Annotated in this window: 15 protein-coding genes; 8 read left to right on the plus strand and 7 right to left on the minus strand. The window is 46.2% G+C overall.

Features of this window, described 5'->3' with window-relative positions:
- Positions 1-76: 76 nt before the first annotated feature.
- Positions 77-10,555 carry a T9SS type B sorting domain-containing protein gene (locus tag BMZ72_RS25945; RefSeq protein WP_089812607.1) on the minus strand — a complete coding sequence of 3,493 codons (10,479 nt, stop codon included), beginning with the start codon at positions 10,553-10,555 and terminating at the stop codon, positions 77-79.
- A gap of 452 nt (positions 10,556-11,007) precedes the next feature.
- On the opposite strand from BMZ72_RS25945, the gene BMZ72_RS25950 reads away from it, so the two are divergent.
- From BMZ72_RS25950 to BMZ72_RS25985, 8 genes are all read left to right on the plus strand, one after another.
- Entirely contained in the window at positions 11,008-11,616 is a 609-nt protein-coding gene (locus tag BMZ72_RS25950) for a LuxR C-terminal-related transcriptional regulator (RefSeq protein WP_089812608.1), read from the plus strand.
- Positions 11,617-11,757: 141 nt separating this feature from the next.
- Complete coding sequence (locus BMZ72_RS25955; protein WP_089812609.1) at positions 11,758-12,147, plus strand: hypothetical protein; 390 nt, start codon at positions 11,758-11,760, stop codon at positions 12,145-12,147.
- A gap of 15 nt (positions 12,148-12,162) precedes the next feature.
- Positions 12,163-12,738 (plus strand): hypothetical protein, encoded by a 576-nt coding sequence (locus BMZ72_RS25960; RefSeq protein WP_089812610.1) that lies wholly within the window; start codon positions 12,163-12,165, stop codon positions 12,736-12,738.
- Positions 12,739-12,902: 164 nt separating this feature from the next.
- Positions 12,903-13,337, plus strand: coding sequence for a DoxX family protein (locus tag BMZ72_RS25965; RefSeq protein ID WP_089812611.1), 435 nt, complete (start codon positions 12,903-12,905; stop codon positions 13,335-13,337).
- 172 nt (positions 13,338-13,509) lie between these two features.
- Complete coding sequence (locus tag BMZ72_RS25970; protein ID WP_089812612.1) at positions 13,510-14,133, plus strand: DUF2975 domain-containing protein; 624 nt, start codon at positions 13,510-13,512, stop codon at positions 14,131-14,133.
- Between the two features lie 2 nt (positions 14,134-14,135).
- Positions 14,136-14,351, plus strand: a complete 216-nt coding sequence (locus tag BMZ72_RS25975) for a helix-turn-helix domain-containing protein (RefSeq protein ID WP_089812613.1) — start codon at positions 14,136-14,138, stop codon at positions 14,349-14,351.
- 644 nt (positions 14,352-14,995) lie between these two features.
- Entirely contained in the window at positions 14,996-15,946 is a 951-nt protein-coding gene (locus BMZ72_RS25980; protein ID WP_089812614.1) for a bifunctional helix-turn-helix transcriptional regulator/GNAT family N-acetyltransferase, read from the plus strand.
- A gap of 59 nt (positions 15,947-16,005) precedes the next feature.
- Entirely contained in the window at positions 16,006-17,073 is a 1,068-nt protein-coding gene (locus BMZ72_RS25985) for a saccharopine dehydrogenase family protein (protein ID WP_089812615.1), read from the plus strand.
- A 47-nt stretch (positions 17,074-17,120) separates the two neighbouring features.
- Here the strand turns inward: BMZ72_RS25985 and BMZ72_RS25990 are convergent, their stop codons facing one another.
- The 6 genes from BMZ72_RS25990 to BMZ72_RS26015 form a co-directional block, all read right to left on the minus strand.
- Positions 17,121-18,314 (minus strand): DUF3570 domain-containing protein, encoded by a 1,194-nt coding sequence (locus BMZ72_RS25990; protein ID WP_089812616.1) that lies wholly within the window; start codon positions 18,312-18,314, stop codon positions 17,121-17,123.
- Between the two features lie 25 nt (positions 18,315-18,339).
- On the minus strand, positions 18,340-18,567 hold the full coding sequence (locus tag BMZ72_RS25995) for a DUF4266 domain-containing protein (RefSeq protein ID WP_255373292.1): 228 nt from the start codon (positions 18,565-18,567) through the stop codon (positions 18,340-18,342).
- Positions 18,568-18,569: 2 nt separating this feature from the next.
- Complete coding sequence (locus BMZ72_RS26000; protein WP_089812618.1) at positions 18,570-19,517, minus strand: FAD:protein FMN transferase; 948 nt, start codon at positions 19,515-19,517, stop codon at positions 18,570-18,572.
- Entirely contained in the window at positions 19,501-19,950 is a 450-nt protein-coding gene (locus BMZ72_RS26005) for a thioredoxin family protein (RefSeq protein ID WP_089812619.1), read from the minus strand. Before BMZ72_RS26005 ends, BMZ72_RS26000 begins: the two co-directional genes overlap by 17 nt.
- A gap of 138 nt (positions 19,951-20,088) precedes the next feature.
- The gene (locus BMZ72_RS26010) at positions 20,089-22,224 is read right to left on the minus strand and encodes a glycoside hydrolase family 97 protein (RefSeq protein ID WP_089812620.1); all 2,136 of its coding nucleotides are present in this window, start codon (positions 22,222-22,224) and stop codon (positions 20,089-20,091) included.
- Between the two features lie 185 nt (positions 22,225-22,409).
- Positions 22,410-22,739: a DUF3175 domain-containing protein gene (locus BMZ72_RS26015; RefSeq protein ID WP_089812621.1), complete on the minus strand. Its 330-nt coding sequence runs from the start codon at positions 22,737-22,739 to the stop codon at positions 22,410-22,412.
- Positions 22,740-22,822: the final 83 nt, after the last annotated feature.

A 22,822-nucleotide genomic window follows, 5' to 3' on the forward strand; every position in this document is an offset into this window, starting at 1 on the left:
TTTTACTGTTGGAAGGGAAATGGCCGTTTAAGTAAAGACTACCGGCTGGCGCCGGTAGCCTTTCTTTTGCTGATTCTTATCGCAGCAGCATTATATAACCGTTGTAGGTATGCCACTGTCCATTGGCGTCCAGCCCCTTCAAAGTATAGTAATATGTACCTGCGTTCAGACCTTGTCCATCCCATTCACCCTGGTAATTCTGCTTTTTGTAAAGCACGTTGTTCCAGCGGTTGTAGATTATGATCTCGTTCTGCACGAATTTGTTCAAGCCTTTGATCTCGAGTTTATCGTTGGCGCCATCACCATTCGGTGTGATCACGTTTGGCACTGTTATCTCATCAGGAACGATGTTCATATTAACAGTCGCCACGTTACTCCAGCTGCCATTCTGATCCTGTACTCTGTACGTGAATGAATCCGGACCGTTATAACCCGGTGTAGGAGTATAAACGATTGTACCATCTTCATTTACCACAACAGTACCATGAGCAGGTTGCGTTACGATCTCTACTGATTTCGGATCGAGTGGTGTGTTGTTATCACCCGGTTTATCGTTCTTCAGTACCGGAATAGTAACCGGATTATCTGCTCTTACATTACCATAGTCATCCGTGTCTGCTTCCGGTAATGGATCTGCTGCCACAGCTGGTGCTGTACAAGCGGCACATGTCGGAGCCGGATCACTGGTTTCACTGCTTACATCTACCGTGTTTACAAGTGCACCCTGGTAAGTATCTGGTGTTTTCACCACTACTTCGTAAGTCACTACTGACTGGTCAGGCATCATCGCGATGGTCTCGTTCAGATCACCGGTACCACTTGCATTTGGCAAGGTCACAGTACCGCTGGTAACAGTAGCTGTCCATGAGCCGATGGTAGTACCCGCTGGCGCCAGGTCTTTGATATTGACTTTAGTAGCCGGTGCAGGACCGTTGTTCTTCACAGTAATGAGATAGACTACATCTTTACCTGCTACAAAGTTTTTCTGCGCAGGATCTTTCAGTTGTTTGGTCACTTCCAGATCTGCACTTTGCACTGGTTTCAGCACAGCGGTCGTACTGCTGTTATTCGTCTGATTTTTATCCGTTGTTGTCGTTACTACAGTTGCAGTATTTGTGATGTCGCCTCTGAAGTCAACCGGAACAGCTACCATTACACTGTATCTCACCACAGCATTAACAGCCATTACAGCGATTGTCTGATCCAGATCACCGGTACCATTGTTAGCAGGCAATGTTACAGTACCGTTTGTTACAGTAGCTGTCCATGCGCTGATAGTAGTACCAGCAGGAGCGATATCTTTTACATTAACACTTTTCGCTACCGATGGACCTACGTTTGTCACATCAATAGTATATTCTAATGTGCGACCCGGTACATAATCCTGTGCACTGGTAGTTTTGCTGATCTCCAGATCGGCTTCCCCTACCACAGGCAATGCAGGTGTAGTCGCACTGTTATTAGTCGTAACCGGATCAGCCGTCTGACTATTTGCAACAGCCGTATTGCTGATAGTTGCCGCACTATAATCACCCGGAATCACTACAGTTACGTTATAAGCTACAACCGCACCAGATGGGAGACTATTGATAACTGCATCTATATTTCCAGCTCCACCTATCTCAGTAATATCAGGCGTACCACTCAATATAGCAGCTTCCCATGTGCTGATCATTGTACCGGCAGGAGCTACATCTTTTACTTTTACTAAAGCAGCAGCATCCGGACCGTTGTTCGTTACAGTGATTACATACTCCAGTGGAACACCTGCCACAGCACTTGTCTGTGCAGCATTCTTCAGTTTTTTCGTCACCACTACATCCGCTTTTGCATCATCTGTCAGTGCAGGGCTGGTGCTGGTATTATTACCTGGCACAGCGTCAGTAGTAGTACTGCTGATAGTGGCAGTGTTGGTCAGGTTACCGGTGTGGTCAGCGTGTACTCTCACACCTACTTCATACCTGATCACAGCGCCTGCTGGCAGCAATGCGACGGTCTCGTTGATATCAGTATTACCATTTCTGTTTGGCAGTGATACAGTACCGTTCAGTATGTTCACACCCCAGTAGAAGATAGTGGTTCCCGCGGGAGCTACGTCTTTTACGTTCACATTTTTGGCATCTGAAGGACCGTTATTTTTAATAGTGATATAGTAGAATACATCTTCACCTGGTTTGAAGGTGGTCTGTGTTGTATTCTTCAGTGTTTTAACCACTTCCACATCCGCTTTCGCTGTTGGCGTCAGTCCGGTAGTGGTGCTGGTATTATTACCTGGCGTGTTATCTGTTGCGTCACTGGTCGCTGAAGCGGTGTTGCTCAGGCTAGCAGTGAAATTGGCAGGTGTAGACACCACAACAGTGTAAGTTACCGCTGCACCATTTGGCACTTTCGCGATGGTCTGGCTGATATTACCAGTACCGGAAGCAGCTGGTAAGGTAACAGTACCGGTTTTAACAGCAACTGTCCAGGATTTGATCGTCGTACCGGTTGGTGCGTTATCAATCACTTTTACATTTGCTGCATCACCAGGACCGTTATTGCTTACGGTGATGGTATAGGTTACATCTTCACCCGGAGCGAAGCTGGTTGCAGCAGTTGTTTTCACAACAGCGATATCCGCTTTTGGTGATGGTGTGATACCTGGTGTGGTGCTGGTATTGTTACCAGGTGTTGGATCAGTTGCATCGCTGGAACCGGAAGCAGTGTTGCTCAGGTTACCGGTAAAGCTGGCTGGTGTAGATACGATAACAGTGTAAGTTACCGCTGCACCGTTTGGCACTTTCGCGATGGTCTGATTGATATTACCAGTACCGGAAGCAGCTGGTAAAGTAACAGTACCGGTTTTCACAACGGCTGTCCAGGATTTGATCGTCGTACCGGTTGGTGCGTTATCAATCACTTTTACATTCGCTGCATCACTAGGACCGTTGTTCGTTACAGTGATAGTATAGGTTACATCTTCACCCGGAGCGAAGGTAGTCGCAGTTGTTGTTTTCGCAACAGCGATATCCGCTTTTGGTGATGGTGTGATACCTGGTGTGGTGCTGGTATTGTTACCAGGCGTTGGATCAGTTGCATCGCTGGAACCGGAAGCAGTGTTGCTCAGGTTACCAGTAAAGCTGGCTGGTGTAGATACGATAACAGTGTAAGTTACCGCTGCACCGTTTGGCACTTTCGCGATGGTCTGACTGATATTACCAGTACCGGAAGCAGCTGGTAAAGTAACAGTACCTGTTTTCACAGCAGCTGTCCAGGATTTGATCGTCGTACCGGTTGGTGCGTTATCAATCACTTTTACATTTGCTGCATCACCAGGACCGTTATTCGTTACAGTGATGGTATAGGTTACATCTTCACCTGGAGCGAAGGCAGTAGCAGCAGTGGTTTTCACGACAGCGATATCCGCTTTCGGTGATGGTGTGATACCTGGTGTGGTGCTGGTATTGTTACCAGGTGTTGGATCAGTTGCATCGCTGGAACCGGAAGCAGTGTTGCTCAGGTTACCGGTAAAGCTGGCTGGTGTAGACACCACTACAGTATAAGTTACCGCTGCACCGTTTGGCACGTTCGCGATGGTCTGGCTGATATTACCAGTACCGGAAGCAGCTGGTAAAGTAACAGTACCTGTTTTCACGGCAGCTGTCCAGGATTTGATCGTCGTACCGGTTGGTGCGTTATCAATCACTTTTACATTCGCTGCATCACTAGGACCGTTATTCGTTACGGTGATCGTATAGGTTACATCTTCACCCGGAGCGAAAGTGGTCGCTGTAGTTGTTTTCACAACAGCGATATCCGCTTTTGGTGTTGGTGCGATACCCGTGGTTGTGCTGCTGTTGTTAGCAGGCGTTGGATCAGTTGCATCGCTGGAACCGGAAGCAGTATTGCTCAGGTTACCGGTGAAGCTGGCTGGCGTAGAAACGATAACAGTATAACTTACCGCTGCACCGTTTGGCACGTTCGCGATGGTCTGGTTGATATTACCAGTACCGGAAGCAGCTGGCAAAGTCACAGTACCTGTTTTCACAGCAGCTGTCCAGGATTTGATAGTCGTACCGGTCGGTGCGTTATCGATCACTTTTACATTCGCTGCGTCACTAGGACCGTTGTTCGTTACGGTGATAGTATAGGTCACATCTTCACCCGGAGCAAAGGTAGTTGCAGTAGTTGCTTTTACTACAGCGATATCTGCTTTTGGTGCTGGTGTGATACCTGGTGTTGTGCTGATATTATTAGCAGGCGTATTGTCTGTTACATCGCTGCTGACAGTAGCCGTGTTGCTCAGGTTGCCAGTGAAGCCGGAAGTAGTCGATACAACAACGGTATAAGTTACTACAGCAGCAGGTGGAACCTTGGCGATGGTCTGGCTGATGTTACCGGAACCGGAAGCAGCCGGCAAGGTAACAGTACCAGTGGTTACAGCAGCTGTCCATGATTTGATAGTCGTACCAGTCGGTGCATTATCGATCACTTTTACGTTGGCTGCATCACTAGGGCCGTTATTGGTTACAGTAATAGTATAAGTTACATCTTCACCTGGTGCAAAGGTTGTAGCGGCAGTTGTTTTTACTACGGCCATATCTGCTTTTGGCGCCGGTGTGATACCGGTAGTAGTACTGCTGTTGTTAGCAGGCGTCGGATCAGTTGCATCACTGGAACCGGAAGCAGTGTTGCTCAGGTTTGCAGTGAAGTTCGCCGGCGTAGACACTACAACATTATAAGTCACTACTGCGCCATTTGGCACTTTTGTGATGCTTTCATTGATATTACCAGAACCGGAAGTAGCTGGTAATGTTACTGTACCGGTAGTTACAGCAGCTGTCCATGACCTGATAGTCGTACCAACTGGTGCGTTATCAGTCACTACTACGTTTGCTGCATCACTCGGACCGTTGTTGGTTACGGTGATGGTATAAGTTACATCTTCACCTGGAGCAAAAGTTGTCGCAGTAGTTGATTTAACTACAGCGATATCTGCTTTTGGTGTTGGTGCGATACCAGTCGTAGTGCTGTTGTTATTAGCAGGCACCGGATCAGTTGCATCGCTGGAACCAGCAGCCGTGTTGCTCAGGTTTGCTGTGAAGCTGGCTGGTGTAGCGACAACTACAGTATAGGTCACTACTGCGCCATTTGGCACTTTCGTGATCGTCTGGTTGATATTACCCGTACCGGAAGCAGCTGGTAATGTGACAGTACCGGTGGTTACAGCAGCAGACCATGACTTGATAGTGGTACCAGTTGGTGCATTATCTGTCACTACTACGTTTGCTGCATCACTCGGACCGTTATTGCTTACAGTGATAGTATAAGTTACATCTTCACCCGGAGCAAAGCTTGTCGCAGTAGTTGATTTTACTACAACGATATCTGCTTTTGGTGCTGGTGCAATACCAGTGGTCGTGCTATTGTTATTAGCAGGCACCGGATCAGTTGCATCGCTGGAACCGGAAGCAGTATTGCTCAGGTTAGCAGTGAAGCTGGCGGGTGTGGATACGACAACAGTGTAAGTCACTACCGCGCCATTTGGCACGTTCGCGATGGTCTGGCTGATATTACCGGTGCCGGAAGCAGCAGGTAAGGTGACAGTACCGGTGGTTACAACAGCAGACCAGGACTTGATAGTCGTACCAATTGGTGCGTTATCAGTCACTACTACGTTTGCTGCATCACTAGGACCGTTATTCGTTACGGTGATGGTATAGGTTACATCTTCACCTGGAGCAAAGCTGGTTGCTGTGGTAGATTTCACTACAGCAATATCTGCTTTTGGTGATGGTGTGATGCTTGTTGTTGTGCTGTTATTGTTAGCAGGCACCAGATCAGTTGCATCGCTGGAACCGGAAGCAGTGTTGCTCAGGTTAGCAGTGAAGCTGGCGGGTGTGGATACGACAACAGTGTAAGTCACTACGGCGCCATTTGGCACGTTCGCGATGGTCTGGCTGATATTACCGGTGCCGGAAGCAGCTGGTAATGTGACAGTACCGGTGGTTACAACAGCAGACCAGGACTTGATAGTCGTACCAGCTGGTGCGTTATCAGTCACTACTACGTTTGCTGCATCACTAGGACCGTTGTTGGTTACGGTGATAGTGTAAGTCACCTCTTCACCTGGCGCAAAGGTTGTCGCAGTAGTAGATTTCACAACTGCGATATCTGCTTTTGGTGTTGGTGCGATACCAGTCGTAGTGCTGTTGTTATTAGCAGGCACCGGATCAGTTGCATCGCTGGAACCAGCAGCAGTGTTGCTCAGGTTAGCGGTGAAATTAGCCGGTGTAGATACGATAACAGTATAAGTCACTACAGCGCCATTTGGCACGTTCGTAATGCTTTCATTGATATTACCCGAACCGGAAGTAGCTGGTAAGGTTACGGTACCAGTGGTTACAGCAGCTGTCCATGACCTGATAGTCGTACCGGTTGGTGCGTTATCAGTCACTACTACGTTTGCTGCATCACTTGGGCCGTTATTCGTTACGGTGATGGTATAAGTTACATCTTCACCTGGAGCAAAGCTGGTCGCGGTTGTTGATTTCACAACTGCGATATCCGCTTTCGGTGCTGGTACTATACCAGTGGTGGTGCTGTTGTTGTTAGCAGGCACCGGATCAGTTGCATCACTGGAACCAGCAGCAGTGTTGCTCAGGTTAGCAGTGAAGCTGGCGGGTGTGGATACGACAACAGTGTAAGTCACTACGGCGCCATTTGGCACGTTCGCGATGCTTTCATTGATATTACCTGTGCCGGAAGCAGCTGGTAAGGTGACAGTGCCGGTGGTTACAGCAGCTGTCCATGACTTGATCGTCGTACCAGTTGGTGCGTTATCAGTCACTACTACGTTTGCTGCATCACTCGGACCGTTATTAGTTACAGTGATAGTATAAGTCACATCTTCACCTGGAGCGAAAGTAGTCGCGGTCGTAGATTTGACTACAGCGATATCTGCTTTGGGTGCTGGGGTGATACCAGTAGTAGTACTATTATTATTTGTTGCTACCGGATCAGCTACAGAGGAATTTGCACCTGCAGTATTAATCAGGTTAGTACTGAAGTTCGAAGGCGTAGCGACTACAACTGTGTAAGTCACTACTGCACCATTTGGCAGTAGCGCGATACTTTCATTGATATTACCGCTACCTGTAACATTTGTCAGGTTAACGATACCAGTGGTGGCGACCGCTGTCCAGGCTTTGATCGTCGTACCAGTCGGTGCGTTGTCTGTCACCGTTACATTAGTAGCATCACTCGGACCATTATTAGTAACGGTAATTGTATAAGTTACATCTTCACCCGGAGCAAAAGTTGTCGCGGCAGTTGATTTCACTACAACGATATCTGCTTTTGGTGATGGGGTGATAGGTGTTGTGGTACTTGAGTTGTTAGTTCCTACAATGTCAGTCGCATTGGTTGCCGTAGCCGTATTGCTCAGGTTACCCGTAAAGTTCGACGTAGTAGTAACAACGACGGTATAGGTTACGACAGCGCCATTTGGCAACTCCGTAATAGTCTCATTAATATTACCTGCACCGGAAGTAACTGGTACTGTTGCAGTACCTGTTGTTGTGACAGCTGTCCAGGATTTGATAGTTGTACCTGCTGGTGCATTATCAGTTACTGATACATTGCTTCCATCACTCGGACCATTATTCGTAACGGTAAAAGTATATGTCACATCTTCACCTGGTGCAAAGGTCGTCGCTGTTGTCGACTTCACTACACCAATATCTGATTGTCGGTTCGGCGGAAGTATTACTGTGCTGATATTATCGCCAGTTACAGGGTCCAGCAGATCACTGGTAGCCGAAGCGCTGTTAACCAGTGGGGAGTTGAATGCTGCAGATGTCGTTACGGTAACAGTATACGTTACTGTACTTCCATTAGGAAGACTGGCAATTATCTCATTGATACTGCCTGTTCCGGATGCCGCCGGAAGCGTTACCCCTGCCGTTGCAGTAGCTGTCCAGCTCATGCTGGCAGCACCGGTAGGCAGATTATCGGTCACATTCACATTTACAGCATCATCCGGACCATCGTTGGTCACACCAATAGTGTATACGATCGCCGTTCCACCGGGTACAAATTGTGTTGCACCGGTAGATTTCGATACCACGAGGTTTGCTCTTGGTACAACCGGAATAGGTGTTGTTGTACTGGTATTATCAGTGGTGACAGCATCATCAGGAGATGAGGCACTGGCCGTGTTCTGCAAAGTACCTGTAAAACCACCTGGTACATTTACTGTTACGGTATATGTTACAACAGCTCCTGCAGGTAATGTTGTAATTGTCTGGTTGATGTTTCCGGTACCGCTGGTAGCAGGTAAAGTACCAGTACCCGTCGTGAAGGCGGCCGTCCAGCTGCCAATTGTTGTAACGCCCGGCGCATTGTCCGTAACGTGTACATTGCTGGCTGCGTTGGCCGAAGAAGTGTTAGTAACAGTGAAGGTATATACCACTGTTCCACCAGGTACATAACTGGTCGCAGCAGTCGTCTTGTTCACCACAATATTCACATTGGGGATCGCCGTTACCGTGCTGCTATATTTAATGTTATTACAATTTTCTGTTGCAGTACCATTTTTACATTCCAGATGAGGATCTGTTGGAGGTACCGTTGCATCCGGATTGGTGGCATCCGGATCCGTCACGTCTTTCGGACGCATAATACTGGTCTCGATATTGATCGCACCAGTTGTTGAAGGGGTACCTTTAAAGGTAAAGATGATATTACAGCCGTTTGGCAGGTCCAGTAATGCGGAATAGTTACCACCTGTCAGCGATGCACTGTTAACTGTACCACAGCTGGTAGTATATGTCACATCACTCACACTGGCAATAGTAAAACCGGCAGGCACTTTTATCGCAAAAGGCGCACCGGTTACATCGCTCGGACCATTATTTACTACGACTACCCTGTAATCGATAGACTGTCCCTGATATACTTGTGTAGTACCACCTACGCTTGGGCCCACACTTTGTATCGCCAGGTCGGCACGTACTATATTAAGTGACGTATTTTTAGTGGCGACGTCACCCAGGATATAGGTCCAGGTGTCCATCGTTCTGTTGTTACCGAAGTCCAGTCCCCATTTATGACCATTACTGTTACTGGAAATACCGCTGCCTTCGTTACCATTGATCAATGGATTACTTGCAATACCTGCACCACCGCTAAATGTAGAATCCGCCCAGTACACAATATCATTTTCTACTGTAACGTGATCATCTTTAAGCTGCTCGATGATCAGACCTTTACTGTTGGTCTCCACATCTATAAACGGAAAGTGGATCTCAGAACCCTGCAACTGTACTTTGGCGACAACGTTTGCAACGCCAAGTGCAGGTGCAACGCCTGCGCCATCTTTACCATCCCAGAAAATACTGTTCGTTCCTTTTGCTGCTGTCCCTGTTATTTTCCTGGTCACAAATGAACCAGTACCTTCCAGGCTAATACGATAAGTTCCGATGGTGTTCGCATCAAACTTAATATAAGCACCTTTTGAACTCACCTGTCCGGAAGTACCTTCTACCCCATCAACAGAAATATTCGAAATGGTCGGTATTACTTTCGGAACATTCAACCAGGTCGTCTTTCCTCCCGGCTGAGGTGCTGATGCAGGTAAGGTAGCATCAGGTACCTGATAAAACATTTTATGGGTAACGCTGTAAACACCATCATCTTTCCTTGGATCCCATGTATAGATCTCATTATTATATGCGGTACCCGCTACACTTTTATAGAGAGGTGGATCTGTATCCTTTCCTTTATCCGTAAGACCTTTGTTATTCACAAAAGCAACGAAACCAAGACCGTCCAGTCCATTGTTATTTACTTTAAATAAATAACCATCGTTTGTCAGTACATACAGCTTTGCCTGATAATCATTGTGCTGTACGTACATGTTCAGTACGTTGGTATAGACCCTGCCGGACTGCATAACACCTCCCGCAGTTCTTACAGAAACATCCCACGCACAAATAGCGCTGGAACTTGCGTTCTGTGTCCAGGCTTCATCTGCTGTCCAGTTCGCGCCCGCACCTTCCGTAATCTGATTCGACGGTAAGGTGGACAGAAATTCCACCTTCCACAAACCCGTCTGTCCGGCTCCTGCCACTCTTGTAAACGGCGTATAGCCAGACCATGGTCCGGCTTTTTCTGCTGTTCTGTTGGCAATTTGTCCTACCGTAGTTGATCCTATCGTAGACGAATACACGGTTCCGTCAGGGGCAGTTAGTACGAGTTGGCCGGAACCGATCCCCTGTGCGCTACTCGCGGCACCAATCGTTTCTCCGGCGTTAACATAGGCATAGTGCACCCCTGTATTGGTAAGTGACCATCCTGCTTTGGTTGCATTCGTGGAGACAAGGCATGCACGCCCCCCTCCTGCTCCATTGGGGTACAAATCCTTCGATCCTTCCGCCCGGCTGTCATGTGTGGCGAACAAGCCGGCAAAAAGAAATAGAAGGGCAAATTTTGCTTTGTAAAATTTATCCATCTGTATTGAATAAGTGATAAAACCTCCATCCAGCTGTCTCTGGCCTGGAAATAGTATTCCCATACAGGAAAAGTATATTCCTGCAATTATTTGCTGTAAGAATTAGTGTTGTGATGATGAACGGGCATGCACAGGCACATAGGATACGTCTGGTGTCCTTTACATTATTTCCGTCTCAGGTTATTTGTACTCTTTACTGCACAGGTTACACTTTCACAGGATCGGGTATCTTTGTGAGTTTTCTCCTATCAACAACATAGTATCTTATAGTATCTCGGTATAGTATCTTTTAGCAGCTGCACAAAACGCCTGTACGAAAACAGGTATAGCTTTGCGCGACAAAATTACTATATGACTCCTCAAACATGTATAGTAAATATTTGACATGTTTGTAGTACAATTACTACAGCCTGTCATTAGCGTTACTTATCAAAATATTATAACTTTGTGATATATGCCTGCTGCAGCAGGCTCAGTAACCATAGACCTATTTATATCCTATTATCCGCTAGTGAATGAACTATATCCTGATTGCCCATGAACCCTCCATCATGCGATGTGGCCTGTCTCAGATTATTTCGATGCTACCCGCACCTGTGACCGTCCTCATGGTGGAAACGCCCGCTGAAATGGCTTCGGCTATGCAGCAACAACCATTCGACCTGCTCATACTAAGCAGACATTTGCCTGGAGGTGATACCTTGTCGATGATGAAAATGGTGAGAGAAAAGCACCGTGACACAAAGATCCTGCTGTTCTCTTCCCGTGAAGAAAAAACAAGAATAGTTGACGTGCTGTTTGAAACAGCAGATGGCTATCTCAGTAACAAATCATCTGAAGAAGATATCAGTCTGACCATCTCTGTTTTAGTGCCTGGACATAAGCGCTTATCGCCTTTACGTCCCGCGTTCTCCAACCCGCTGGAACAACTTTCCAGCCGGGAAATAGAAGTCATGAACCTGCTGGCGCAGGGACTGCCACTGTTGAAAATTGCCGCTCATATGGAGCTACAGGTTACTACTGTGAGTACTTACAAAACCCGCATCTTCAAGAAGCTGGAAATCAACTCTATAGTGGAACTGCTGGACAAGGTCAGAACTTACGGCATACGCAAACTTGCATAACGACGAAAGCCCCTTCCACAGGGGCTTTCCGCTGTAATAAATTAAATTTTCACCATTTGAATAATAGTCATAACTTCGTTCTTCAGCCATAACCCCAGGCTGCATCATAACATTATTCATTGCCCCAAATCACCTTTCTAAATGGAAAAGCCACTACGAATTGTCATCTATCTTGTGCTTGCATTAACCGTTATTAACGCACTCATTACTTTCTTTGAGAAAAGCCAGTTAAAACAAATTCAGAACAACATCGAAGCCTCCCAAAGAAATATTGACACAGCGCTGAACTATATCAATGCCTCCCGTGCCAGACTGGATTCCCTGCAGGGAGATGTCGATAAGTTCAAATATTACATCAAGAACATACAGGCAAACGTCTCTATTTTGAACACCAAAAAAGAGATCGAGGAAGCAAAATCCAACGCCAAACTGAAAGAGACCGTTGAAGAACTGAATGCAAAAGTCAAAACATTTAAAGAAGAACTCAAAGCGACTGACAGTCTTCCTCCCATTGATGTAAAACCCCTGTAAACTTATAACCAACATATGAAACCATTATCTATCCACCACAAGCTGCTGCTTGTGCTGTTCCTCTGTCTTGCCGCGCAGCAGGGATATAGCCAGGACATGCTCAAAACGTTCAGAGACAGCTCCGGCACAAGCGTATATAGTATCTACAGGGGCGATACCCTCCTGATACATTGCGATACCGCCTTTATCGTCAACAAGAACACCTTTAGCATCTACAAAAAATATTACGATAAAACACGCCAGGGCAGTTCTTCTTTTAAAGGCATCATGGACAGCTATGAGAGCATGATACGACAGCAGGATACCATGCTGCGTACAAAAGAGTTTTACTACCAGCAGATGAAACACCAGATGGATTCGCTGACTAACAACTCGCTCGCCTTTATGGACAAAACGAGTGTCAGTCTGCAGGGCATCTCTTCCTCTCTCGACAAAGCCACTTCCAGCCTCGTTGAAACACAAAAGCTGCTGGAAGAGTCCAGGAAAATGCTGGAAGAAGAACGTCGGAAACGAAACGCCAGGGCTTTAAAATTTGGGATAGGCGGCGTGGCTATTGGAGCCCTGATCACTGCCCTGATCATGGCAAATTAGGCCTTATTATACCCTTTTTATAAAACGTTATATAGCATCTGTATGCTGTTCATTCGTGAACGGTGTTCAGATGCTATATACATTTAAGGGACTAATTTCTTAATCAGGAACAAGATTTTAATGTCTGATCAACCCGAACTTTATCTTTCCAAAACGATAACACAATGAACTCCAGCTCAGTAAATTTCTCACAGTTATTTCTAAGGATCGCCTTCGCTATATCACTTTTCTCCGCAGTAGCAGACAGATTCGGCCTTTGGGGACCTCCCGGCTCCCCGAATGCATCCTGGGGAGACTGGGAACACTTTCTCGCCTACTCCAATACCCTGAATGCTTACGCTCCTCCTTTCTTAGGGAGTATACTGGCCATCACCGCCACCGCTGCAGAAATCATCTTCGGTCTGATGCTATTGATCGGTTATAAAACCAGGATCGCTGCATGGGGTGCCTTTCTGCTGATGATCGCCTTCGCCCTGACCATGACCTTCAGCGTCGGTCCGAAAGCACCGTTAAATTATGCCGTATGGACCTGTGCCGGCGCCGCCGCCCTCCTGGGTAGTGTCACCCGCTATAAATGGAGTATCGATGACCTGAAATAACTTTTTCATGTTGCGCTTATAACCGTCTGTCAGGATACCTACCGGTATTATGACAGGCTTTTTCTTTTCTTTACATTTAACCCAAAACAACAATCATTTATTGTAAATCGATAAATTTATTTTGAATTGTAATAAACTTACATTTACCTTTGGGGCATAAACCCAAATATGTATGAAGCCTAAGTCAATTATCAGAATCCTGAACATCCTGATTACATCGACCTATTATCTTACACTACTGATAGCCATCCTGCTGACCTCCCTATGGATCTTCTTTTTCGTCACAGGAAACTCAGCGGCCAATGGTATCCCCGGCGGACTTACCCACGAGGTGGTCTCTTTCGCCAAAACCAACCAACCGGCGGTACAGCATTTTACGGCCGACAGCACCATTGCCTATACTGCCGTACAAAACAAATACATGCTGACTGTCAAACCGTTTTCCAGCCTTGGCAGTTACTCGCACTTTTACAGTGCTATAAAGTTCGTCATATGGTTGCTGATACTCAGAACCTTTATGAACATCTTCAACGCCCTGGACCCCGAACGTCCGTTTACTCCCAGGATCGTCGTATTACTGAAGCAACTCTCTATCCTTTTCATAGCCGCAGATGTACTGAAAATTTTACATTATGCCATTTTCAGCAGGTTTATGCATAATCTTGCATCCTCGCTTCAGTTCTCACTGAACATCGAAGTAGGTTCAGGCATTATCACCGGATTGATTATCTGGATCATCGCGGTGGTGTATCAGCGTGGTCTGGAAATGCAGACTGAAAGCGAATTAACTGTATAAATATGCCTATCATCGTAAATCTTGACGTCATGCTGGCCAAAAGGAAGATGTCTCTGACGGAGCTGAGTGAGAAAGTGGATATCACCATGTCAAACCTCTCCATCCTGAAGACCGGCAAAGCAAAAGCCATACGTCTGGAAACACTGGATGCCATCTGTGCTGCATTACAATGTCAACCGGGAGATCTGCTGGAGTATGCCGCAGAAGGAAAAAATTAAGTATACAACGAATAACCTTAAGGCTACACTGCACCGGTGCGCTATTTTGCACCTGCAGTGTAACTCCTCCCGAGATACTCCGTATATAAAGCATGTATAAAGCATGTATGAAGCATGCATATAGCGCCCCTACTCATCACCCATACTCATCACCCATACCCACCATCCTACTCATCACCTATACACACCACCCTACTCATCGCCCATACCACTTTCTGCACCCCACAAGTACCACAATGACCACCCCCACCCAATATCTCTCTCATCAGGCGCTTCCAGCGGAGGTTTCAGATACCTGCGCGGACCTTAGCCTGTCCCCTGCATCCAGCTACCCTCCCCCCAAAGCACCCACCGCACAGCCCACCTCCCACCGCCCCATCATCTTAAAAACGGGCGTCAGTCCGCCAGGTATCTGAAACCACAGCAAAAGCAGCCACACACACTTACCTCCCAAAGCCCCCACCGTAAAGCCTGCCACCACCCCATCATCTTAAAAACGGGCATCGGTCCGCCAGGTATCTGAAAACACAGCAGAGCAGCCCCTTTCATCCTGCTCCATAAATTCTTAATTTTTAATTGCTAATCTCCAATTTTCATTACATTTGCGTAACTGGTTACATAATTACTTACACAATTATTAGATTATGAGCTTTTACGACACCATCGGCAAACTAGCCATTGGCAGCAGACTACGCCAACTGACAGACATGATCACCGAAGACGCGGCACAGATCTACCAGCAATATGATATTGATATGAACCCTAAATGGTGGCCTGTATTTTACGTCCTGTCCAAAGGTGAAGCGAATACAATTACCGCCATTGCCAAAGAAATAGGCCACTCCCACCCCTCCGTGAGTAAGATCATCAGTGAAATGGTGGATAAAGGCCTGGTAAAAGAAAAGAAAGATAAAACCGACGGCCGCCGCAACATGGTCAGCCTCTCTCCCAAAGGAAAAGAGATCACTGATAAGATCGAAGCGCAATATACCGACGTCAACAACGCGATTGAAGCCATCTCTGCCAACACACGTAATGACCTCTGGGAGGCCATTGGAGAATGGGAATTCCTGCTGGAGCAGAAGAGTCTCTTCCGCAGGGTCCAGGAGCAGAAAAAGGACAGAGAAAGCCGGAAAGTACAGATCGTTGATTATACCCCCGCCTATCAGCAGGCTTTCAAAGAACTGAACGTAGAATGGATCTCGACCTACTTTACAATGGAGGAAGCGGATTATAAAGCCCTCGATAATCCACAGGGATATATTCTCGACAACGGCGGCTATATATTCGTTGCTCTCTACGAGGACAAACCCGTAGGCGTCTGTGCCCTCATCAAAATGAAGGATCCGGAATATGAATACGAACTCGCAAAAATGGCCGTATCTCCTGCTGCACAAGGTAAAAGCATCGGCTGGCTACTGGGAAATGCCATCCTGGATAAAGCCAGATCACTGGGAGCAAAGAAAGTATACCTGGAAAGTAATACTATCTTAAAACCCGCGATCAGTCTTTATCATAAACTGGGTTTTGAACGTGTCATCGGACATACATCTCCCTACGAACGCTGCAATATTCAGATGGAGCGGGTGTTATAGGATATATATTCCCGGAAACTATTATTTGTAGTTTCCGGGTTATCGTGTATTTTTCCCCTATGCAACGTAACAGTATATTGCTCTATGGAGCGAATGGTTATACCGGAGAACTCATTGCCAGATATGCCGCTCAATATGGTCTGCAACCTATTCTTGCCGGCCGTAAAAAAGACGCGATCGAAGCCCTCGCAAAAGAACTACAACTACCCTTCCGCATCGTCGAACTGCATGACAGCAATGCCCTCAACGCGGCCCTTTCAGATATCGCACTGGTCATCCAGGCTGCCGGCCCCTATCATATTACCGCACAACCGATGATCGATGCCTGTATCGCTACCAATACCCATTACATCGATCTCAACGGAGACCTGGATGTATTTGAAATGTTGCAGGGGTATGATCAGGCAGCGAAGGACAAAGATATCATGATACTACCCGGCGCAGGTTTTGACGTCGTACCGACCGACTGCCTCGCGCTTTACCTGAAAGAACAATTGCCTGACGCCAGCGAACTGACCATCGCATTTGCCGTCATCGGCAGCGCACTTTCCCGTGGCACCTCGATCAGTACACTACATAAGCTGGGTACTCCCGGCGCTATCAGAAAGGACCATCAGATCGTACATGAGCCAATGGGTGCAAAGGGCATGTCCGTACGCTTCCCGGGATATGAAAAACCGGTCTTCGTGATGAGCATTCCATGGGGAGATATCAGCACCGCCTGGTATTCTACCCGCATTCCTAATATCCGGACCTTCACCGCAATCAATAAATCCGCCTGGTATTTCCTGAAAGGACAATCCATATTTAACTGGTTACTGAAAACATCCTTCATGCGTAGTATCATCATGGGGATCCTGAAGATGCAGTCCGCCGGACCCAATCAACAGGTACGTGATAAATCCACCAGTTACATATGGGGAAAAGTATCCAATGCCCAGGGGAAGTCTGTGGAAGCCAATATGGAAACTCCGGAAGCCTATTCACTGACTGCCTTTACAATCCTGGTGATTGCAAAAAAGATCATTAGTGGTAATTATAAACCCGGTTATCAGACGCCGTCCAGTGCATATGGTTCAGACCTGATCATGGAGATAGATGGGGTTAAAAGGACACTTAAGCATTAACATAGATCATCCGGTCAGGCGTTAAAGTCCGCCTGACCGGATGCATGCTATTTAAAACGCAGGTTCATTGAAACGATATTTGCATTCATATTGATGTTCTTCACATAATGCCCGTACCTTAGCTCCAGCATATTAAAATGCTGCATGCCAAATATGCCTTTCGGCGGCGCTATACGAACTCCTGCCCCGATAAAACTACTGTTGAACTTAGACAGATCATAATTACTGGTATAATAGTTATCCTTCGCGGTATGCTGCTGATATGGCGCAAAATATTTCACAGCGGACTGTGTATAATATCTGTAAAAAGGACTCACAGAGAAGAAAGGCGTTATTTTAACCGGTAACTCTATATTAGCAGTATGTGAAGTCAGTCCCCAGTCATCCGTGTAGAAACGATAATAAGCCCTTATAATAAACCGGTCGCCAAGAAAATAATTCGCACGTATGCCCAACGGTACCTTTAACCTATTGTCAGGTAAGTTCTCCTGGTGTACTGACCCATCTGCAAAATACACCCTGTAAAAAGGCAATCCCAGATAACCATGCTGACTCACAAGATCAGCCAGTAATGTCACTTCAAAACGCTGATTAATGATCTGCGAATAAGATAAAGAGCCGGCATATGTATTCCTGTTCGCTGTAGCATAGTGGTCCTGCTCTTCACCATACGGTACATTTCTGAGTTCTACCGGGGTAACTAATTTCACACGATCAAGATAGGTCTGCAATTTTGCAGAGAATTCCCCATTCCTGTTCTTTGTCTTTTGCGCGAAACTGACATTCGCTCCAAATGACTGATAGTCAAACTCCGTAGAAGAGGATACGCCAACACCGAAAGTACTGCCCTTCTTTTCATTCTCAACAGACCAGGTCAGTGAAGGATAAATACGCGTATCCGCATGAGAGGCAGAAGAATTAGCTTTCAGATCTATTTTGTCTGAAGATGCGGACGTGTAATGATCAATTCCCACTTCAATGTCAAAAGTATGTTTACGCTGCTGCCTGTCATATTTAAATAATCTGACGTCAAAAACATTAGCGATATCAGTCAGGTGCTGTGAACCGATCCCCCCTGTTACTGCAGCGTTATTTCCAGATTGGCTGTAATAACTTGACACCAGATTAATCTCATCTACTTTTAGCTTCCTGCTTTCATACCCCGTGTCCTGTTGCTGCTGTTGCGCGTGCACTCGTAATAACGACAAGATGGTTGCGGCAGTGAAAAATATTCTCCTCATAGATACAAACCTTATTTCTTAACAATCAGTTACAACCACATCCGCCACCACTCTTGCCGGCATTCGCACCGGAAGAGCCCTCTCTGTAGGATTGAAAACTTAGTTCTGTTTTTTCCACCTTACGATTACCTGATACCATTTCAGCATCATTTAATCTGTTCTTCTGATATTCCTTTACAGTCGTGCAGGAAGCAAATGCCATTACTGCAAAACATGCGGCCATGGGCCACACAAGAAACGATCGCCTGTCCATACTCATTTTAAATTGATGTTTTGTGATGTATAAATGTTGTTATCATCATCAATGATGATACATCCGAGATAATGAATCTGATTGATCATATTCAATCCGGCCCTGATGCCCATAATTGTCACCGGTGTCGCCATGGCATCGGCTATTTCGGCATTCGGACTAATGATAGTCACGCTCTTAATCCCTGTGACAGGGAGTCCTGTTCTGGGATTGATCGTATGAGAATATTTCTTTCCTCCGATCATCACATACTTCTCATAATTACCTGAAGTTGCAACAGCCAGTCCAGTTATGTTCATATAGGAAAATGGCAGATGTGCATTGTCCGGATGGGCAATGCCAATTGTCCATGGAGTGCCATCCGGTTGATATCCCCACGTAACAAGATCTCCCGATGCATTCACAATCCCGCTTTGCACACCTTCCCGTTGCAACAATGCTTTGGCCATTTCCGCAGCATATCCTTTACCTATCCCACCAAAGCCGATGCGGATACCTTTTTCTTTCAGCATAACAGTACTGTTGGCCTCATCCAATAGTATATGACGATAGTTGATTAGTCTGACCATTGATTTAGCGGTTGCTTCATCCGGTAAACTGGTCATAGCGCTGTCAAAATTCCATAACCGCTTGTCGATGGACCCATAGGTAATATCAAAGGCGCCATCCGTCACACCGGAAATCCTGATTGACCGGCGGATCAGCTCAAAAACCTCCCAATCCACACGTACGGGCGCAATACCCGCCTGACGATTAATCAGGTTCGTCTGGCTATCATCACTAAATGTTGTCAGCAACGATTCAATACGCCGGATCTCTGCCACTGCAAGGTCTATCTTAGCCGATGCCCATGATTCGTCTTCCGCTACTACTGTAATTTCAAAAGCGTTCCCCATTAGCCGCACAGATCTGCGAAATGCAGTCAGTACTGTGTCAGTGTGTGTTTGCATCACAAAGCTTTTTTACTTCTTCTGTGAAATGCATGGCATCTGTTTTAGGATATCCGTCCCAGGATGCAATGATTTTTCCATCGGCATTCAGTAAAACGGTGTAAGGAAATTTACCGGTAGGATTATACTTATCAGCAAGCGCTTCATTCTGCTGCTGTACCTGCCGTTCAGGCTGGTTTTTCTTATTTCGGGGGAAGTCTGCGTTTACCATTACAAGCGTGGTATCCGCCATTTTTATAAATTGTTCACTGTCAAATATCTCTTTTCTTAATCTGATACAGGGACCACACCAATCCGATCCTGAAAAATTTAACAAAATAAGTTGGTTTTTATCTCTCGCTGTCTTCCTGGCCACCTCAAAATCCGGCTCCCAAACCGTAAATGACATTAGTAAAAAAATTAATACTCCTGTCAGAACATTCATCACGCGCATAACTCAAGTTTAACTATAACGAATGTAAGAGCCGATTCTAAAGAAAAACTGAATCTAAATTCCGGCTCTTCAGTCATGACAAAAAAAAACGGTACAGACTGTTTGCCTGTACCGTATGCTTATATAAAATTGTCTTTCTTATTTCTTCAGTGCCTTTATCGCATCATCATCTGCTTCCATCACACTGATAGCATAACCGCCTCCGGGGGCACACGGCAGGGACAATACCGTTTTATTGGTCACTACCATTTTTTTGATCGTATATGCTTTTGGATTCTTCGCATAATGCGCATCCTTTGCATCACTGTAAATAGTCGCTATATATTTCCAGCCGGCATCAAGGTAATCAAAACTGATCTTTGAAACACGTCCATTCTCATCACAGGTACTTCCGATAAACCAGTTGTTCTTCCCTTTTGCTTTTCGGGCGATCGTAATATAATCTCCCGGCTCTGCTTCCAGCACTTTTGTATCCTCCCAGTCGATCGCTACATCCTTGATAAACTGGAACGCGTCCATATGTTTACGATAGGTTTCCGGGAAATCTGCCGCCATCTGTAAGGGACTATACATCGTCACATATAGTGCCAGCTGACGGGCAATCGTACTGTTTACTTTCGAGCTGTTATCGGGATTGTATGCACTGACATTCATTTCAAAAATACCAGGCGTATAGTCCATCGGACCACCAATCAGTCTTGTAAACGGCAGAATGGTCGTATGATCAGGATTATTACCGCCGAATGCTTCGTATTCTGTACCACGGGCAGATTCCTGTCCGATCAGGTTAGGATAAGTACGGGATAAGCCGGTCATGTGTACAGACTCGTGCGCATCCACCATGATGTGGTATTCTGCTGCTTTTGTGATGGCATACAGGTAATGATTCACCAGCCACTGTCCGTAGTGATGTTCGCCTCTCGGAATAATATTGCCTACATAACCGCTTTTAACGGCATTGTAGCCATTATTCACCATAAACTTATAGGCAGTGTCTATGAAGCGTTCATAGTTGCGTACGGAGGAAGAGGTTTCATGGTGCATGATGATCTTAATACCTTTTGACGCCGCATAACGATGTAATTCCTGTACATCAAAATCCGGGTACGGTGTGATAAAATCAAACACATAGTCTTTTGTTTTACCAAACCAGTCTTCCCAACCCTGGTTCCATCCTTCTACCAGCACCGCATCAAATCCATGCTCCGCAGCGAAGTCGATATATTCTTTCACATGTGCTGTATTAGCTCCATGTTTACCATTAGGTTTGGTTTTGGAAAAATCAGTCACCCCCAGCTGTACATTTTCAATATCAGTATAAGCCCAGGTGCTTTTACCAGTGATCATTTCCCACCATACACCCACATACTTCACCGGTTTGATCCAGCTGGCAGCATCCGCATATTTCGGAGGTTCATTCAGATTATAGATCAGTTTCGACGTCAGGATATCACCTGCTTTATCACTCACAATGATCGTTCTCCAGGGTGATTTACAGGGTGCCTGCAGATAACCTTTATCACCTATAGCATCAGGAGTTAAGACAGATTTCAACACGAAGTTCTTATCATCCAGTTCAAGGGACAGCGCGGAGTATTCGATCAATGCTGCTTCGTGAATATTGATATACAATCCGTCTTTACTTTTCATCATCAGCGGTGTTTGCACACCGGTTGGTGAAAAAGGCGCCTGAGAAGCATTCGGCGTGATTGCATCCTTCATTTTCCCTCTAACTTCCGAGAGATTGGAAGTAACTGTGCTATATTCCTGTGTATCATAGTCACCGGGCAACCAGAAAGCCTTGTGATCTCCCGCCAGCGCAAACTCTGTTCTTTCCTCCTTAATCACGAAATAGGCCAGGTGTTTCTGCTGAGGAAACTCATAACGGAAACCGAGTCCGTCGTTGAACAAACGGAAACGTACAATGATCGTCCTGTCGGTTGACAGCTGGTGCAGGTTCACTTCCAGTTCATTATACTGATTACGGATCTCCTTCACCTCGCCCCATACCGGCTCCCAGGTTTCATCATAGGTGGAGAGTTTACTACCAGCTACTTCAAAGCTATCGATAAAGGAAGCGTCTGCTTTCAGTTCCAGTCCGAGGTGGCTGGGTCTGATCACTGCTTTCCCTTTGTAGGTCAGCTGATAGGTGGGTTTTCCATTGTCTGTTATGGAGAACTGCAACTGCAGATTTTTATCCGGAGAAAGCAGTTCCTGTGCAGTTACCATTTTCCATAGGAAAAGGCAACAGATGAAAATAAACGTTTTGCGCATGCCGGGTAGTTTTGTATAGCTGATGTGGGTAAAAGGATATAACGTGAAAAGCTAAAATTCCGGGGGCAAGATAACGATTATACGCAAAACTATGGGTGCTTTTCGTCAGCAAAAGCAACTACAGGCACTGATTTATGACAATAAACGAAGTGCCTGCAGTTACATTGCTGTCAGGAACAGACGATCTACTCTTCCCGGCCAAAAACCTTTCTTAATTCCCCTTTGGCATCTTCCAGCACATGCTGCTGTTTCTCCGGTAAATTCTTACCGGCCCTGTTGATATAAAAGTTCAACATAGACATGGCTGACTGATAGGGCGTACCTTTTTTACGACGGCTTTTGGTAGCCGATCTTTTCAGGGAGCGGGCTATCTTCTCCGGATCGTCACTTTTAAAGACGCCCTCCCGCAGGTCCATGGCATCGCTGGTCTCATTGACATGTGCCGACCATTTTCTACCGGAGCTTTTCCTACCTGCCCGGCCTACGGTGTGTTTCTTTGCGCGTGGTCTTGCCATAATCGTTTTTTAAACCAGTGCACAAGCTTCAGGCCGAAACTACAGCTGATCCCGGCAGTCATATTTCTGGCAAAAATGTTGTG

It is taken from the genome of Chitinophaga sp. YR627 (genome assembly GCF_900114995.1).
GTDB lineage: Bacteria > Bacteroidota > Bacteroidia > Chitinophagales > Chitinophagaceae > Chitinophaga.